We start from the raw sequence: 17,187 nt of genomic DNA on the forward strand, positions 1-17,187 counted from the left end.
GAAATCGTTTGTGATAACAATTTCAAAATTATATTGCAATATTATGATTTTTTTTATATAAAAAATATATGAGAAATATGGTTTTTTTGTCACTTTTATAGTTTTTATTTGTGCGGTGTTCCATAGTAAAAAATGGCTTAAAAGCGATGAAAAAAAGCATAAAAATGGACGGGAATGGAGATTAAAAATGGAAAGAGTATGTAAATTTATCAAAGATGCCGGTGTATATTATCTTGCAACAGTTGAAGGTGATCAGCCACGTGTAAGACCATTTGGTACTATTCATATTTTCGATGGAAAGCTTTATATCCAGACAGGAAAGGCAAAGAATGTTTCTAAGCAGATTCATGCAAATCCAAAGGTTGAGATCTCAGCTTTCAAGGACGGCGAATGGATAAGAGTTGCAGGTGAACTTGTTGAGGATCCTGGAAGAGAAGCAAAGGCTTCTATGCTTGATGCATATCCTGATCTTCGCGGAATGTATAATGAAGATGATGACAATACAGAAGTATTTTATTTTACAAATGCAGTAGCGACTATTTCATCATTCACAAAGGCACCTGAAGTTATAAATCTGTAATTGTAAATATTTTAAAATTTATACCGTAAGTATAATGACAACTCGTGACGATTATGTTAATATGTGCTTAGTTGTGAAAAGAGACTGAAAAATGCTGAGTCAGTCTTATGGAAATAAACAGCAAATACTTAAGAAAGGAGTGACAACCCATGAATATAGTTACATACGTTATAAAACAGCATATTACTAAGGATAGAATATATACTGGATCAACATCTCAGTATACTGATTTTATATTGAAAAAGAAGATAAGCGAAGATTATAGTAACTATTTCGAAGGGTAGTTACTCATCTGTTATATTTGAATTTTAAAAAACGCTTATCTTAATTACAGATAGGCGTTTTATTTTTATTCATTTATATATGGAATTTGCAGGTTAAAAGCTGATAAATCTTAGCTTAGAATAGAGGTAATGCGTAAATGAATATACTGAAAAATGCCATTTCAGTTAGAGAAACAAAGACAATAAAGAGTTAAGGATTAAGGGGCAATGTCATCCCTTGGTTCTTAAAGACAGGAGGATGAAATGAACATGATACCGGCAATTGACATGAGAAAAACGGGAATTAATATTTCTGTTCTGAGAAAAAATGCAGGGCTTTCTGTTAAGGATCTGCAGAACATTTTCGGATTCGGAACTCCCCAGGCTATTTACAAATGGCAACATGGATCTGCGCTTCCGACTATAGATAATCTTGTAATCCTTGCGGCGGTACTCGGAGTATCAATGGACGAGATAATCGTTATTGATAAATCCGTTGATATGGCAAGAACTGCGTAAGCAGAAATAAACAATTGATCGGTTGTTTAGTAAATATGACGGGAAAATTTGTGCATATTTTAGTAAACAAATCTAATATGATGAAATATCACGTATTTGCGTGGTTTTATAGATAAGGAGCTGCTGATTTTATATCGAATGCAGCTCCGTTTTTCGTATGTATAGGGTATATTTTTATAATTAATCGGGTTTTCAATTTTTACTGCCCGCTTTATAATAAGTCTAAACTTCCTTTTAAAAATGCTGGAATTTCCGGAATTATATGTCACAGTAACAGTTCATCTGTTCTATGACATATGATTTCGAAAATCCAAATCTCTAAAAGCTATTTTTTTCGGCATAAGCATCTGTTAAATCGTGAATCACCTTTGGAAGTTTTTTCTTTATTAATTCAATCGGGGGAAAATATGTTCAAATTATTTATTAATCCAAAACATAAGATTAGTCATATAAATCCTGAATTACAGGGACATTTTTCAGAGCATTTGGCAGATGTATTTATGAGGGTATTTATGTTGGCGAAAACAGCGACATTCCGAATACAAACGGTATAAGAAATGATGTTGTTGAAGCTTTAAAGAATATAAAAGTTCCGGTTCTCAGATGGCCGGGTGGATGTTTTGTCGAGATAAAGGCCGTTGTCAAAGATAACAGATGCCCTAAGAAAAAGTGGTAATACTTCCATAAAATGATTTTTGTTGTTAACGAAAATCGAATTACATGAGGTGGCCGAACGTATCGAAAGATCGTCCGGTCATTTCGCGTTTTTAAAAGCAAGTAATTTCTGTAGGTTTTATGCTGTAAAAACGTATATGTTTTTTGACATGGTTTCGCATTATATGTTATTGTGAGAGAAGATTTTATAAGGAGGAGTTTTTGGGTAAATTGAATGTAGCAGTTTGCGATGACAACAGAAGTTACAGGCGTGAAATTATAGCAGAGTGTGAAAAAATCAGAGAAAAATGCAATGTAAGATTTGAAATATCTGAATTCGATAATGTTAAGGTTCTGAAAGAGAATCTGAAAGGTATTGATATTCTTCTTCTTGACATAGAACTTGGCGAAGACAGTGGGATTGAAGTAAAAGACTATATAGAAGAAAACAGGCTTGATATAATAATCATTTTTATATCAGGTTTTAGAAGCTATGTGATGAAGTCTTTCGGTCTAAATGTTATGGGGTTTATAGATAAGAGCGAGATAGCTGAACTTCTCCCGAGATATCTTGATAAAGCAATAAGCCGAAGGATGGAAGATATTGGATATATTGATGATATCAATCTTCGAAGCATACGATATATACAATCCAACGGTGTCTATGTCAATCTTTGTACCGATGACGGCAATAAGATTCTATACAGAGATTCCATGAACAATATGATGAAACGGTTGGAGCAGTATGATTTTTGCAGGGCTCACAGGTTTTATATCATTAATCTGAGATATGTGACGAAGATCGAAAGCAGTCCCGAAGGAAAACATCATGTATTTCTCGGAAAAGAGAAGTTTAAGATTTCCGAGAGTTACTATTCGACTTTTCGAAAGAAGTTCTCTGAGTACGGAAGAAAGAGGGCAGGGTATATCTGATGAAAATGGAGATTATATATCTGTGGTCATTTCTAGAAGCTTTAAAGATTTATCTGATGTTCCGTTATATTCTGGGGTTTGAGATCAACAAAAAAATCTACATTTGGTTTGTTCTCATGTACCCTATTATCGTTCTGCCTGTTGTAGCTGTCTGTGACAGTAACAGGCTGTTTATTTATAAGGCTGTTTGGCTTTTTGCATTTCCTATTATTTTCTTCAAAGGTAAAACAAGTTTGAAGGCGGTGCTGACATTTGCGGTAAGCACTTTGATTTCATTAATCGATATTGTGATACTTAATTTACTGTCTTATATCAAGGTGAAGAAACCGGCGAATTATGATTGGCGAAATGATATGTCTGTAATATTAATTTTGCTTTCTGCTATTTTATGTTTCAGATATAAAAATAAGGTGAATAAGGCAATTTCCTCTCTTAATCCCGGGATAAAATTCGGCATACTTATCATTTCATTTGTGCTCTATCTTTGGGTTGGTGTTCTTCAGCTTATCTTTACTGCGGGACCGGAAAGCAGAATATCGGGCTATGCTTCATTTATAAGCATCATAGTTGCGGGAGTTCTTTTGTTCCTTTTGATGGTCGGGATATATCATATAACAAGGATCAGTCAGATTCTTGCTGTTGATGAGTATAAGAGCAGGATGCTGGATATAAGCCGGCAGTATGTGGATTCTTTGGTCGAAAGGGAGAAGGATCTTAGAAGCTATAAGCACGATTTTAATAATCATCTGATGATGATCAAAAGTATGGCGAGTGATAATTCGGATCAGGAAGTAGTTAGATATATTGATGATATATTCGGGAAATATAAGATAAAAAATGTTATCACAACAGGAAACCGGATAGCTGATGTTTTCATAAATAAAGTCATTGGCGAAATGGCTGATGATGACGGATTTCTGTCCCAGGTTATAGGTGAATTTCCGAAGGATATGAAGATCGACAGTGTGGATATGAGCACTCTGATGTCGAATATTATGGACAATGCGTTAGAAGCGATGCAGAGGATTTCCGGGACGAAGAAATTGCTTATCGAGATAAAGCATTTTGAAAATATGTTATATCTTGATGTTGCAAATTCAGCCGCTGTCGAAGATAAAGATCTTATCTCAAAGAAGAAAGAAGCAGGACACGGATTCGGAGCCGGTAAGATAAAAGATGTGGTGCTGAAAAACGGTGGGGCAGTTAACTGGGAATATAAAAATGGCATGATGGAAGTCAGGGTAGAACTGCCGGTTAGATAGATATGATAATTCGTAAAAAGAGTACTGAGCAAGGTGCTCTTTTTTTCGTGGTTGAGTTTCGTAACAAATATACCCTGCTTCGTAACATATTTCTTGATTGTGTAATCTGACACAGATATATTGAACATGTTGAATGTAAATGGTGAAATATTACAAAAAGTTATTTGGATTAGGGGGACGAAAATCATTTAAATAAATTCATTTCAACAAGGGTATTAGGGTAAAGAGAGGAGGATTAGTATGATACTTTTTGACAGCGAGGTAATCGTTCAGTTAGTTAAGTTTATTCTGGGATTATAGGTTACAGGAGTAAAAGGTGGTGTAGAATATGGCGAACAACGGTATTATAGACAGCTTTGCACGTATAGAACTGAAATATCGGGTGCCCGCTTCGAAATACGAAGCCCTCTTGCAAAAACTCAGTGACTATGTGGAGCCGGATGAATACGGAGAAACCAAGATATTTAACATTTATTATGATACTCCGGACTATAGACTTATCAGAAAATCTATATCTAAACCGGTCTATAAGGAAAAAATTAGGCTTAGAACCTACAGGATGCCAAAAGATACGACGGGGGCATTTATAGAGATAAAGAAAAAATATGCAGGTGTGGTTTACAAAAGGAGGATCACGCTTCCTTACAGTATAGCCAAATGGCACCTGGATTATAAAATACCGTTCCGTGAAATGGAAAACCGTTACTTAGATGACAAGAGCTTTTTCACGGATGCGCAGATAGAAAAAGAAATCAACAGTATGATCGATAATTATAAAACTCTGATTCCTGCGATGGTCATAATCTACGACAGAACCGCTTATAGAGGTATAGAAGATCCGGATTTTAGAATAACTTTCGACAGAGACATCAAATGGAGAGATACGGATCTTGATATATCTAAAGGAGCGTACGGCACTAATCTTCTGAATAAAGGGGAAAGGCTCATGGAGATCAAGATCGCCGGCGCCATGCCTATTGAGATTGCAAGGATATTGAGTGAATTAAAGATATATAAGAGCTCGTATTCGAAATATGGCAGCGGTTACCTGCAATTACTTGAAAGAGAAAAATACGAGAAAGGGATTAGAAAATATGTCTGATTTTTTATTTGAGTCGATCATTAAAAATGGCAAAATATCTCCGGACAGTTTATTTCTTGCGACAGCAGTTTCTCTTGTGGCAGGACTTATAATTGCCGGATCGTATATGTACAAACGTTCATATAGTCAAAGTTTTATTTTGAGTCTTGTGCTTCTGCCGTGTGTGGTGCAGGTCATCATTATGCTTGTAAACGGAAATATAGGTGCAGGCGTTGCGGTAGCAGGTGCATTCAGTCTTATAAGATTCAGATCCGCTCCGGGAAAAGGCCAGGAGATAACAAGCATTTTCCTAGCTATGGCAACAGGACTTGCAACCGGAATGGGATTTATATATCTGGGACTTATTTTTGCAGTTCTTATATCACTTGTGGGACTGCTGCTTCGTGCAGTTAATTTCGGAGGTCGTTCTGAAAGTGCAAGATTCCTCAAGATCATGATTCCTGAAGATCTTGATTTTGAAGGAAGGTTCGACGACATATTCGAGAGATATCTGAGAAAGAGCGAGCTTGTTCAGGTTAAGAGCTGTGATATGGGTACTATGTTTAAACTTGATTATGAGATAATAATGAAATCATCAGGGAGTATCAAAAAATTCCTGGATGAGATCCGTGAGAAAAACGGAAATCTTGAAATCTGTCTTACAAGAGCCGTAACCAATATTGATGAATTATAAAATGCATATTGCGGCGACGGTTTAAATAAAATGAACCGTATATGCTGACAGTTAAGATAGTTATTAAGTGAGAAGAAACAGAAAAAGAATAAGTAAAATAATTGTACATAAATCATATGAAACGTAGACTGGTTTGAGCAGGAAGTGTACATGATAAAAAATAAAGGTAACAAGTTTAAAATTTATTATATATTTATTCTTATGATTCTCTTTTCTCTGTCCGGATGCGGGAAGACTGCCGCTGGCGCCAAAGCGGCGACCGAATCCGGCGATAAAGACAATAAGCCGCTTTTCACCGACAGGGAACTGACGTATGAATATGATGAGGCCGGGGCAGCAAAGATCAGACTTGATGGTGATAAGGCCGACATATCATTTCCTGATGAAATCGACAGGGACATACTTACGACAGAGACTTCGAAGGAACGCGGCTTAATTATAAATATCAAAGGTGCGGGAACATTCATCTTTGAAGGGGAAAGTGAAAATACACAAATAGTTGTTAATGCAGATGATGAAGCAAAGGTAGAACTTGTGCTTAATTCTGTTAATATAACAAGCAAAAGCAGCGCATGTATTTACATACAGAATGCAGATAAAGCGTTGGTTAATCTTCCTGAAGGTTCCGTGAGTACATTGTCGGATACGGGGGATACATACATGGGAAATACAACTATAGAAAGTGTAATCTATAGTGAAGACGATATTGTATTTCACGGAACCGGAAAATTGGTTTTAAATGCAGGCTATAAGCATGGAATAATTAGTGAAAATGATCTGAAAATTTTGGGATGCGACATGCTTATAGCTGCAAATAAGACCGCTCTTTGTGCAGATGATTCGGCAAGACTCTTTGAGGCAAAACTGGATCTTACTGCAGGAGTCGACGGAATCAATGTCGGAAAGGGATTTTTCTATGAGAAGGATTCCGATATTGTTGTTAAATGCAGCGATGACGCGATTCACTCAGTTAAAGAGCTTACGGTTGAAGGGGGGAATATAGAAATTCCTGAGTGCAGAGAAGGGTTTGAAGGACATGATGTTTTGATAGCAGACGGCCGGATCAAAGTGCACTCTGTAGATGATGATATAAATGCATTTGGTAAAGACGGGCCGAAACCATGCCTTACTGTAAAAGGGGGAGAGCTGGAACTTTTTTCCGAAGGTGATTGTCTTGATTCCAATGGAAGTATTTATATTGAAGGAGGAAAAATTACATTATTAAGTGCAGCGGAGGATGATGACGGTGCTGTTGATGCAGTAGACGGATTCTATCTGAATGGTGGCGAACTCCTCATGCTCGAGAAGTCGGGCGTTACCGGTAGGATTAATGCCAAATCCGCAATGAAGTACATAGCATGTGATCTAAATGAACGATTTCCGGAGGGTACAGAGATAAAAATAAAAGATGAAAAAGATAATGAATTTGAAAAAATTATTGCAACGGTAGATTTTTCGTCTGTATTTTACAGCTCACCCAAGATTAATGCAGGAAAATTCCGCATAATTACTGGAAATAAAGAAAAAACAATCGAAGTAAAATGATTGACATTAGTATCCTATGTTTGTATAATATTTTTTGTATAAATTTAAATGCAAAAATACATAATTTTGCAGTAGAGGACGCAATGATCATTAGTAGTCTGTCGGATGAACCTTAATTCATACGAAGACAGGTGAAAGGGTGATTTGCCGAAGTGATCTGGTAATTAAGGGATCAGGTTGCTGGGATCGTGATTAAGAGTCACGGAACTGTCGTCAGATTTATCTGATGGAGTGCTACTTATAGAAATGATTTGCGGATAATTGTTTCGGGTTGGCGCTTCGTCAGCCCGATTTTTTATTTGATAGGAGGAAAAAATTATGTCAATTTTCAAAGGGGCAGGCGTTGCACTTGTGACACCATTTAAGGATGATCTTTCAGTTGATTATGAACAGCTGAAGAAACTTGTAGATTTTCAGATTGAGAACGGTACTGATGCGATAATCGTATGCGGTACAACAGGCGAATCATCTACACTTACAGAAGAAGAACACAGCGAAGCTATCAAGGTAGTTGCACAGCATGCTGCAGGACGTGTTCCTGTTATCGCAGGTACAGGTTCTAATGATACAGCTACAGCTATCAAACTTTCACAGCATGCAGAGAAGGACGGAGTTGACGGACTTCTTCTTGTAACACCATATTACAATAAGGCTACTCAAAAGGGACTTATTGCACATTACACAGCTATCGCTGAATCAGTTAATATACCTATTATACTTTACAATGTTCCAAGCAGAACAGGCGTAAATATCGAGCCTGAGACAGCTGTTTACCTTGCAAAGAATGTAAAGAACATTGTTGGTATCAAAGAAGCTTCAGGCAACATTTCACAGGTTGCTAAGCTTATGTCACTTGCTGACGGATGCATCGATCTTTATTCAGGAAATGATGATCAGATCCTTCCTCTTCTTTCACTTGGAGGAATTGGTGTTATCTCTGTTACTTCAAATATTATTCCAAGAGATACACATGATATCTGCCAGAAATTCTTCGATGGAGATGTTGCAGGTTCAAGAGAACTTCAGCTTAAAGCTATTCCTCTTTGCAAGGCTCTTTTCAGTGAAGTTAATCCAATTCCTGTAAAGAAAGCTACAGAATATATGGGACTTTCAAACGGAAAGGTTCGTATGCCTCTTTCTGATATGGATCCTGCTAAGGCAGAGGTACTTAAGAAGGCTATGATCGAGTACGGTATCAGCCTTTAATAACTGATACAGGTCACATTTTGTGAAAGGAGTCGCTTAAATGACAAGAATAATAATGAACGGCTGTTGCGGCCGTATGGGAAGAGTTATCTCTGACCTTGTTAAGAATGACAAAGACGCTGAGATAGTAGCAGGCGTAGATATAGTTTATGCAGACATGGGTTATCCTGTTTTTACAGATATTAACCTTTGCGATGTTGAAGCTGATGTAATAATTGATTTCTCTAATCCTGCAGGACTTGAAAATCTTCTTCAGTTTGCTGAGAAGAAGAGCATCCCTGTAGTTCTCTGCTCAACAGGTTTTTCTGCAGAGCAGCTTGATTATATCAGAGAGAAATCAAAGACTGTTGCAATCCTAAAATCAGCTAATATGAGCCTTGGTATCAATGCTATCATTAAGCTTCTTAAGGATGCTTCAAATGTATTTGTTCCGGCAGGATATGATGTTGAGATTGTTGAGCAGCATCACAATCAGAAGCTTGATGCTCCTTCAGGAACAGCTATAGCACTTGCTGATGCTATAAATGAAGCCAGAAATGGTGAATTCACATATGTTTATGACAGATCATCAGTACGTCAGAAGAGAGATAAGAAGGAACTTGGAATTTCTGCTGTTCGTGCAGGAAATATTCCGGGAACTCATGAAGTTTTCTTCGCAGGACCGGATGAGCTTATTGAGATAAAGCATATAGCATATTCAAGAAGCATTTTCGGAAATGGTGCTATCAATGCAGCTAAATACCTTGCTGATAAGAAGCCGGGTATGTATGACATGAGCGACGTGATCGCTGCAATGGTCTAGTATTGCTCATTAATAACTGCGCATAAATAACTGTGCATAAACAACTGTGTATAAACAACTGTGTATAAATAACGGTTTTTAAGTAGGTCGACTAAGTCGACTGGGCCGAGTTATTTTGCGGCGGCTATATCGGTTATAATTTTGATCAGGATAAGGGGCGGCATTGCTGCTTACTTACAGGAGGATAAAATGTATCAGAAGGATGTAGTGCTTTGCAGCGCTTCCAGATATACCAAAAAATATTTTCTGAATCCGGATTTTCAAAATCTTCCAAAGGAAGTTCAGGATGAACTTAAAATAATGTGCGTTCTCTTTACAGAAGAGGTTGGTGGGGTTATACTTCTTATGTTTGATAAGGGTGGAAACCTTAAGCTGATGACAGAGGCTGAGGAAGATGATATATTGTATGATGAGATTGGCAGTGAGCTGAAGATACGAAAGCTTCAGGCTGACAAGAGAGAACTTTTTGAACAGCTTGAATCATACTATAAAGCTTTTTTCTAAGTCACCGGCTTTATATTCGAGATAAGGAGAAATACCATGCTTTTTGCAATTGATGTAGGAAATACCAATATAACAATAGGACTGTTTGACGGTAAGAAACTTGTTAATAAATTCAGAATGATCACACAGACAGACAGAACTTCTGACGAATATGGAGTATTCCTCGGGGAATGGCTTTTTGTTAATCATATGAAACCAACAGATATTACTGATGTTATCGTTTCATCGGTAGTTCCGAATATTATGCATTCACTTACAAGCGGAATCATTAAATATTTTAATGTTACCCCTGTTATAGTTGCGCCGGGTATCAAGACAGGTATAAATGTTTCAATACCTAATCCGAAGGAGCTTGGTGCAGACAGACTTGTTGATGCTGTTGCTGCATATGAGATTTACGGAGGTCCTATAATCGTTATTGATTTTGGTACTGCTACTACACATGATCTTGTTCTTGAAGATGGTACATTTTATGCCGGAGTTACTTCTCCGGGTATAAGACTGGCTGCAAATGCTTTATGGCGCGGAACAGCAAAACTCCCTGAGGTTGAGATCAAAAAGGTTGATACTATACTTGGAAGAGATACTGTATCAAGTATGCAGGCCGGTATTTATTTTGGTTATATCGGTCAGACTGAGTATATTATCAAAAAGCTCAAAAATGATTCGAAACTCCCTAATGTAAAGGTAGTTGCGACAGGTGGACTCGGAAAGCTTATCTCTGAGGCTACAGATCAGATAGATGTTTACGATCCTGAACTTACACTTCACGGACTCAGGATCATTTATGATAAGCAATAAGGAATAAGCGGAATGAATGGTGAATTATTTGTTGATAAGATAATATTGGCACCAATGGCAGGTATAACAGACCTGCCTTTTCGCTTGTTATGCAGAGAGCAGGGATGCGACCTTGTTTATACGGAAATGGTCAGCGCCAAGGGTATGCTCTATAACATGAAGAATTCGGAACCGCTTTTGGTTACGGATGAAAGAGAAAATCCGGTAGGTGTTCAGATATTCGGAAGTGATCCTGATATCATGGCGGAGCAGGCGGCAGTCCTTGCAGAGAGAAGCTTTGATTTTATAGATATAAATATGGGTTGTCCGGTTCCGAAAATTGTAAATAACGGCGAGGGTTCGGCACTGCTTAAGGATCCTGAACTTATAGGAAAGATCATTTATAAAGTGAGTCATGCCATCAGTAAACCTCTTACTGTTAAGTTTCGTGCAGGCTTTGATAAGGAACATATTAATGCGCCTGATATAGCAAAGATAGCAGAGGAAAATGGTGCGGCAGCCGTTGCGGTTCATGCGAGAACCAGAGAAGAATATTATATGGGACATTCGGACTGGAATGTCATTAAAGAGGTTAAAGAAAATGTTAGTATACCTGTAATCGGAAATGGTGACATTGCTACTGCGGAAGATGTCCGGAAGATGAAGGAAGAGACAGGTTGCGATAGCGTAATGGTTGGAAGAGCTGCTAAGGGTAATCCGTGGATATTTGCTAAATTAAAGAATCCGGAAGGTTATACGGAGCCGACTATTGATGAATTAAAGAGTGTCATGATGAGACATATAGATATGATGCTTAGTCAAAAAGGCGAATATACTGCTGTTCATGAGATGAGAAAACATATCGCGTGGTATATGGCAGGAAGAAGAAATGCTTCTCATATCAGACGTTATATCAATCAGGTTGAAAGCTATGATGAGCTGGTAAGGCTTATTGACAGTTACAGTGATGAGAAACAATCTGACAACGGAAATATACATTTTATTTGAATAAAAAATGTATATTTTCAACATAAAACTAGACAAGATACAGGAAAACGTATTAAAATATAGAAGTGTGTGCGATGAATTATCTTCATGGCACATGTTTGTGATAAGATTCGGATAGATTATTTTAGGGGAAAAAGATTATGAAGTTTGTTCATATATCAGATGTATACTTGGGAGCTCAACCGGATCCGGGAAAAGAGTGGAGCGAAGACAGAAAAAAGGAACTGTATGAAGCACTTGATAATATCATACAGGTTTGCCTTGATGAGAAAGTCGGACTTCTGATGATTGCCGGAAATCTGTTTGCGGGACAGCCTACAACAGAGGATCTCGTGGATCTGGATGAGAGATTACTTAAACTTGAAAAAACCAGAACCGTAATTCTTTGCGGTTATGTTGATTATATGGGCGCAGACAGCGCATACAATGGGTATGAATTTAAGTCAAAGACTGTTGTTCTTCCGGGCGGAAAGACAACAAATGCATACCTTAAAGGTATCAATACATGTGTAACAGGATTCAGTTATGACAGACCTGAATATACTGAGGATATCATTGATGAGATATCTCCGGGTAGAGAAGGGGCGGTCAATATACTTCTTGCTTGCGGCGGCGATCAGAAACATATGCCGTTTGACAGAAAGAGTCTTGCCAGAAAAGGCTATGATTATGTAGCTTTGGGCGGAAGCATGAAGCCAGTACATATACTTAAGAACAGAATGGCTTACTCAGGTTCACTTGAACCGCTTTCTGTAAGAGATACCGGACGACATGGATATATACTTGGAGAAGTTAAAGATGGAAAGACTTCAATCAAATGGATTCCATGTAATAAAAGAAGCTATGTAACTTTCAATATAGATGTAAGTAACGGTATTTCCGGAGAAGAGCTTTCTGATGCCATAGTTGACAGAGTCAGAAAGATGGGCTATGACAACATTTATACTATTACTTATACAGGACTTGTTGATAAGAGTCCTGAGATAGATCTTAAGAGAATCAAAGACAGATATAACATTTATGATGTAGTTGATAATACTGTTTACAGAAGTGATCTTTTGTGCGCAGCTGAGTTACATAAGGGGGATCTTGCGGGAGCTTTCTGCAAGGCTACGGAAGAGGCTGAAGATTTCGATGAAGAGATCAGAGAAAAAATGATGATGTACGGAATTGAAGCCATGTCAATGACGGGAGAGAGATAAATGTTTCTTAGCAAGTTATTACTTAAGGAATATGGTCAGTTTTATAATAGACAGGTTGAACTTAAAGATGGTGTAAATCTGGTTTATGATAATAACCGAGAAAAGAGAAGGTCTTTCAAGGATTTTATCGTAAGTATGTTATATGGAAGTTCAGGATGGAACAGTCTTGGAATAGGTGAGGATATTTACTCGAAGAGAAAACCTGTAAGCGATTATAAAGGTGCCGCATATATAAAAGCAGATGACACAACATATCTGGTTGAGAGAAGTTTTGCAGGCGGCTCGAGATCAACAACGGTACTGAATATCACAGAAGGAAAGCAGGATGATTATCTTGGAATGGTTGACCTTCCTGGAAATATGGTACCGATCGACAGGAATAATTATATTACCAGTTGTGTGATCGATGATCAGTCAAGATCGGACGAAGAAGGAACTCCTGATAGTGAGTATGATGAAAAGACTAAAAAGTTCATCAGAAATACGATAGAGACAGGTTGTGCTGATATTAATTTTGATGAATCCATTGAATACCTCAGAAATATCAGAAATAAAAAGAGTTCCCAGCCGATGGTTCGAAGACTTAATGAACTTTCAAAGCAGATTGATTCATATGATTATGTTGATGGTGAGATCGATGAGACAGAGAAGAAGATCAAAGATCTTGATGAAGAATTTGCCATAGAGGCAGCTAAGAGAAAAAGAGTTGCCAGAAAGATGGTTCAGGAAGAAGACGGAACCGTTAAGTACGAAGTAGATGAAGAACTTAATAATAAAATGGATATCCTGGCTGAATCAGGACAGGATATGCTTAAGAGTGAAGAGGAAAAACCTGAGAAGAAGATTACTGACAGTCTTCCTGTTATTTTAGGAACCGGTCTTCTTGTTATCATAGCTATTGCAATAATAGTTTATATCCTTCCGTTCGAAAGTCTTGTTAGAAAACTCTTCATTATATTTACGGTTGTATTTGTAATATTCACAATAATTGACGGATTAAGAATAAATGGATTTTTTGATTCCGGTGACATGACGCCGTCGGAAGAAGACTTTAAACAGGTTCTTAAAGAAATCGAAGATGAGAAGGATGAACGCGAAGCCATAGAATTTGATATGACATTTGCGAAAGAATATGCCAGCAACAAAGAAAATCTTCGTAAGGAAGTCGGCGGTCTTCTTCAGAAGAGATATGAGAAGAATAAACTTCAGGCCGAGTTCAATGCTGTATTTAAAAAGAAGAGTGAGCTTGAGACAGAGAATTATGCTATCACAGCTGCTATGAATCAGCTTATTAAAGAACGTGAGAAGATAATGACTGAAAATCTTCCGAAGGTTAAGAGACATATTTCAGATCATATCAGTGAAGTGACAGACGGAAGATATGACAGCATACTTTTTGATAAGGATTATAATGTTTCGGTAAGCCGCGGCGGCGAGCTTAGAGATATGAAGGATCTTTCGGATCATGAGAAGAGACTTGTTTATGTCGCAGCAAGACTTGGAATAGCAGAAGCTTTCGGTTTAGCGGATATTCCGATAATTATGGAAGATATGCTTGATGATTTCGATACAGATATGATAAACTCTGTACTTAGATGTATCAGCAATATGAAGAGCAAACAGCAGATCATTATTACAAGCGATGCCCAGCTTGGTAATAAACTTGCTAATACAGGACTTAGTTTCAACTTTGTTCAGATTTAATCATGAGCAAAGTAATGGTTTAGAATTTATGTGACCGATATAAGGATTATAAAAGTGCCCGTGTAATGACTTTATTTCGATACTATACCGAATCTGAGTTATTACGCGGGTATTTTCGTAAAAGAAATAAATATAAAACTTATAACGAGTCATATGGATAAAATATATTAAAAACTTATTTTTTAGTTGATAAAATCTTTATCAGGCTATAATATTAACAATCGATAAGGAAAATATCGTTTAAATTATTTGGAGGTGTAATATGGCACTGCTTGAGATTAAAAATCTATCAGTCAAAATTGGAGATAAGCAGATACTGAAGAATGTAAATCTTTCAGTAGAAAAAGGCGAGACTCATGTTCTCATGGGACCTAACGGTGCCGGTAAATCAACACTTGGTAACGTTATCATGGGTAACGAAAACTATGAAGTAACAGAAGGATCTATCATATATAAAGGCATAGATATAACTGAAACAAGTGTAACTGAAAGAGCAAAGAATGGAATATTTCTTTCATTTCAGAATCCTATAGAAGTTCCGGGGATAACTCTTTCAAACTTTATCAGAAATGCTAAGGATGAAGTTGAAGGACAGAAGAATAGAATCTGGGCTTTCCGTAAAGAACTTGAAGCTAAGATGAAGCTTCTTAATATGGATAAAGAATATGCAGACAGAGATCTTAATGTTGGATTTTCAGGTGGTGAGAAGAAGAAGGCAGAGATACTTCAGATGCTCATGCTTAATCCTGTTCTTGCTATTCTTGATGAGACAGACTCAGGACTTGATGTAGATGCTGTTCGTACTGTTTCAGAGGGTGTTAAGGATTTCCAGGAAAAGGGTGAGGGCGCAATGATCATCATTACTCACAGTACAAGAATTCTTGATGCACTGAATGTTGATAAGACACATATTTTAGTTAATGGAACTATAGTACGTTCAGGAGATTCGTCTCTTGTTTCTGAGATCAATGAAGGCGGTTTCGAGAAATATTTGGAACAGTAAGGTGATTATATGAAAGAAAAAGCTCAAGTTGGAGATATCGATAGAAGTTTATATGATTTTCGTTACGAAGAGAAAGACTTCTATAAGGTAGACGAAGGATTAACAGAAGATATAGTTTTAAGAATATCTGAGGAGAAGAATGATCCTGATTGGATGAGGGAGCACAGACTTAAGTCACTCAAGATATATAATGAGATAAATGTTCCTGAATGGGGTCCTTCTATTGACGGGCTTGATATGGATAATATTGTCACATATGTTAAGCCTAAGGATAATAAAATGAGTGCAACATGGGACGAAGTTCCGAGTGATATTAAGGAAACATTTGAGAAGCTCGGTATCCCTAAGGCAGAGAGAGAATCTCTTGCCGGTGTTGGTGCTCAGTACGATTCGGAACTTGTTTATCATAACATCAGAGAAGAAGTTGCTGCTCAGGGAGTTATCTATACTGATCTTGAATCGGCAATGCATGGTGAATACGGTGATATGATAAGAGAGCATTTTATGAAGCTCATTCCACCGACAGATCATAAATTCGCAGCTCTTCATGGAGCGGTTTGGTCAGGCGGTTCATTTGTATATGTTCCACCGGGAGTTAAGGTAGAGATTCCTCTTCAGTCTTACTTTAGACTTAATGCTCCGGGTGCGGGACAGTTTGAACATACACTTATTATAGTTGACGAGGGTGCAGACCTTCACTTTATTGAAGGATGTTCAGCACCAAAATATAATGTAGCAAACCTTCACGCAGGTGCAGTTGAACTTTTTGTAGGTAAAAACGCAAAGCTTAGATATTCTACTATCGAGAACTGGTCTAAGAATATGTATAACCTTAATACAAAGCGTTCTGTAGTTGAAGAAGGCGGAAAGATGGAGTGGGTATCAGGATCGTTTGGTTCTCATGTATCTTATCTCTATCCTATGACCATCCTTAAGGGTGATGATTCGCGTATGGAATTTACCGGAATAACATTTGCCGGACATGGACAGAATCTTGATACAGGTCTTAAGGTTACACACATCGGTAAGAATACAACTTCTGCAATCAATTCCAAATCAATCAGTAAGGATGGCGGAATCAGTACATTCAGAAGCTCTGTTGTTGTTCAGTCCGGAGCAAGTGGTGCTAAGTCAGCGGTTGACTGTTCATCTCTTATGCTCGATGATATTTCACAGTCAGATACAATTCCTGCTATGGATATCAGAACAGCTGATGCTGATATCGGACATGAAGCTAAGATAGGAAGAATCAGTGATGATGCTATCTTCTACCTTATGTCGAGAGGTATCTCGGAAGAAGATGCGAGAGCTATGATCGTTAGTGGATTTGCTGATAATGTAAGTAAGGAACTTCCTCTTGAATATGCTGTTGAGATGAATAATCTTATACGTCTTGAGATGAAAGGAAGCATCGGTTAGGAAGTATAAGTAGGAAAGTGTCAGACAG

Annotated in this window: 16 protein-coding genes, 1 pseudogene and 1 riboswitch; all 17 genes and pseudogenes read left to right on the forward strand. The window is 37.5% G+C overall.

Annotation, left to right across the window (positions count from 1 at the left end; genetic code table 11):
- Positions 1–187: 187 nt before the first annotated feature.
- The 17 genes and pseudogenes from B5D25_RS10495 to sufB all read left to right on the forward strand — a co-directional run bounded on the left by B5D25_RS10495 (position 188) and on the right by sufB (position 17,159).
- The gene (locus B5D25_RS10495; RefSeq protein ID WP_078787921.1) at positions 188–580 is read left to right on the forward strand and encodes a pyridoxamine 5'-phosphate oxidase family protein; all 393 of its coding nucleotides are present in this window, start codon (positions 188–190) and stop codon (positions 578–580) included.
- Between the two features lie 527 nt (positions 581–1,107).
- Complete coding sequence (locus B5D25_RS10500; RefSeq protein ID WP_078787922.1) at positions 1,108–1,362, forward strand: helix-turn-helix domain-containing protein; 255 nt, start codon at positions 1,108–1,110, stop codon at positions 1,360–1,362.
- A gap of 407 nt (positions 1,363–1,769) precedes the next feature.
- Positions 1,770–1,990 (forward strand): annotated as a pseudogene (locus tag B5D25_RS13145) (alpha-N-arabinofuranosidase); the annotation flags it as partial.
- A gap of 248 nt (positions 1,991–2,238) precedes the next feature.
- The gene (locus tag B5D25_RS10510; protein ID WP_143000672.1) at positions 2,239–2,949 is read left to right on the forward strand and encodes a LytR/AlgR family response regulator transcription factor; all 711 of its coding nucleotides are present in this window, start codon (positions 2,239–2,241) and stop codon (positions 2,947–2,949) included.
- Positions 2,949–4,211 carry a sensor histidine kinase gene (locus B5D25_RS10515; protein ID WP_078787924.1) on the forward strand — a complete coding sequence of 421 codons (1,263 nt, stop codon included), beginning with the start codon at positions 2,949–2,951 and terminating at the stop codon, positions 4,209–4,211. Before B5D25_RS10510 ends, B5D25_RS10515 begins: the two co-directional genes overlap by 1 nt.
- Before the next feature lie 328 nt (positions 4,212–4,539).
- Positions 4,540–5,313 (forward strand): polyphosphate polymerase domain-containing protein, encoded by a 774-nt coding sequence (locus B5D25_RS10520; protein ID WP_090168650.1) that lies wholly within the window; start codon positions 4,540–4,542, stop codon positions 5,311–5,313.
- Positions 5,306–5,986, forward strand: a complete 681-nt coding sequence (locus B5D25_RS10525; protein ID WP_078787925.1) for a DUF4956 domain-containing protein — start codon at positions 5,306–5,308, stop codon at positions 5,984–5,986. Before B5D25_RS10520 ends, B5D25_RS10525 begins: the two co-directional genes overlap by 8 nt.
- A 150-nt stretch (positions 5,987–6,136) precedes the next feature.
- A complete protein-coding gene (locus tag B5D25_RS10530) occupies positions 6,137–7,531 on the forward strand; it encodes a carbohydrate-binding domain-containing protein (protein WP_078787926.1) in 1,395 nt (464 codons plus the stop codon).
- A gap of 64 nt (positions 7,532–7,595) precedes the next feature.
- Positions 7,596–7,776, forward strand: a riboswitch (Lysine riboswitch).
- Positions 7,777–7,849: 73 nt separating this feature from the next.
- Positions 7,850–8,737, forward strand: a complete 888-nt coding sequence (gene dapA / locus B5D25_RS10535; RefSeq protein ID WP_078787927.1) for a 4-hydroxy-tetrahydrodipicolinate synthase — start codon at positions 7,850–7,852, stop codon at positions 8,735–8,737.
- A 40-nt stretch (positions 8,738–8,777) separates the two neighbouring features.
- On the forward strand, positions 8,778–9,539 hold the full coding sequence (dapB, locus tag B5D25_RS10540) for a 4-hydroxy-tetrahydrodipicolinate reductase (protein WP_078787928.1): 762 nt from the start codon (positions 8,778–8,780) through the stop codon (positions 9,537–9,539).
- A 189-nt stretch (positions 9,540–9,728) separates the two neighbouring features.
- Positions 9,729–10,043: a DUF6145 family protein gene (locus B5D25_RS10545; RefSeq protein WP_078787929.1), complete on the forward strand. Its 315-nt coding sequence runs from the start codon at positions 9,729–9,731 to the stop codon at positions 10,041–10,043.
- A gap of 36 nt (positions 10,044–10,079) precedes the next feature.
- Positions 10,080–10,844 carry a type III pantothenate kinase gene (locus tag B5D25_RS10550; RefSeq protein ID WP_078787930.1) on the forward strand — a complete coding sequence of 255 codons (765 nt, stop codon included), beginning with the start codon at positions 10,080–10,082 and terminating at the stop codon, positions 10,842–10,844.
- 12 nt (positions 10,845–10,856) lie between these two features.
- The gene (dusB, locus tag B5D25_RS10555) at positions 10,857–11,831 is read left to right on the forward strand and encodes a tRNA dihydrouridine synthase DusB (RefSeq protein WP_078787931.1); all 975 of its coding nucleotides are present in this window, start codon (positions 10,857–10,859) and stop codon (positions 11,829–11,831) included.
- Positions 11,832–11,971: 140 nt separating this feature from the next.
- Complete coding sequence (locus tag B5D25_RS10560) at positions 11,972–13,033, forward strand: metallophosphoesterase family protein (protein WP_078787932.1); 1,062 nt, start codon at positions 11,972–11,974, stop codon at positions 13,031–13,033.
- Positions 13,034–14,737, forward strand: a complete 1,704-nt coding sequence (locus tag B5D25_RS10565) for an ATP-binding protein (protein WP_078787933.1) — start codon at positions 13,034–13,036, stop codon at positions 14,735–14,737.
- 262 nt (positions 14,738–14,999) lie between these two features.
- A complete protein-coding gene (sufC, locus tag B5D25_RS10570; RefSeq protein WP_078787934.1) occupies positions 15,000–15,740 on the forward strand; it encodes a Fe-S cluster assembly ATPase SufC in 741 nt (246 codons plus the stop codon).
- A 9-nt stretch (positions 15,741–15,749) separates the two neighbouring features.
- Positions 15,750–17,159 (forward strand): Fe-S cluster assembly protein SufB, encoded by a 1,410-nt coding sequence (gene sufB, locus B5D25_RS10575; RefSeq protein WP_078787935.1) that lies wholly within the window; start codon positions 15,750–15,752, stop codon positions 17,157–17,159.
- Positions 17,160–17,187: the final 28 nt, after the last annotated feature.

Source organism: Eubacterium ruminantium, assembly GCF_900167085.1.
GTDB classification, from domain to species: Bacteria; Bacillota; Clostridia; order Lachnospirales; family Lachnospiraceae; genus Eubacterium_Q; species Eubacterium_Q ruminantium.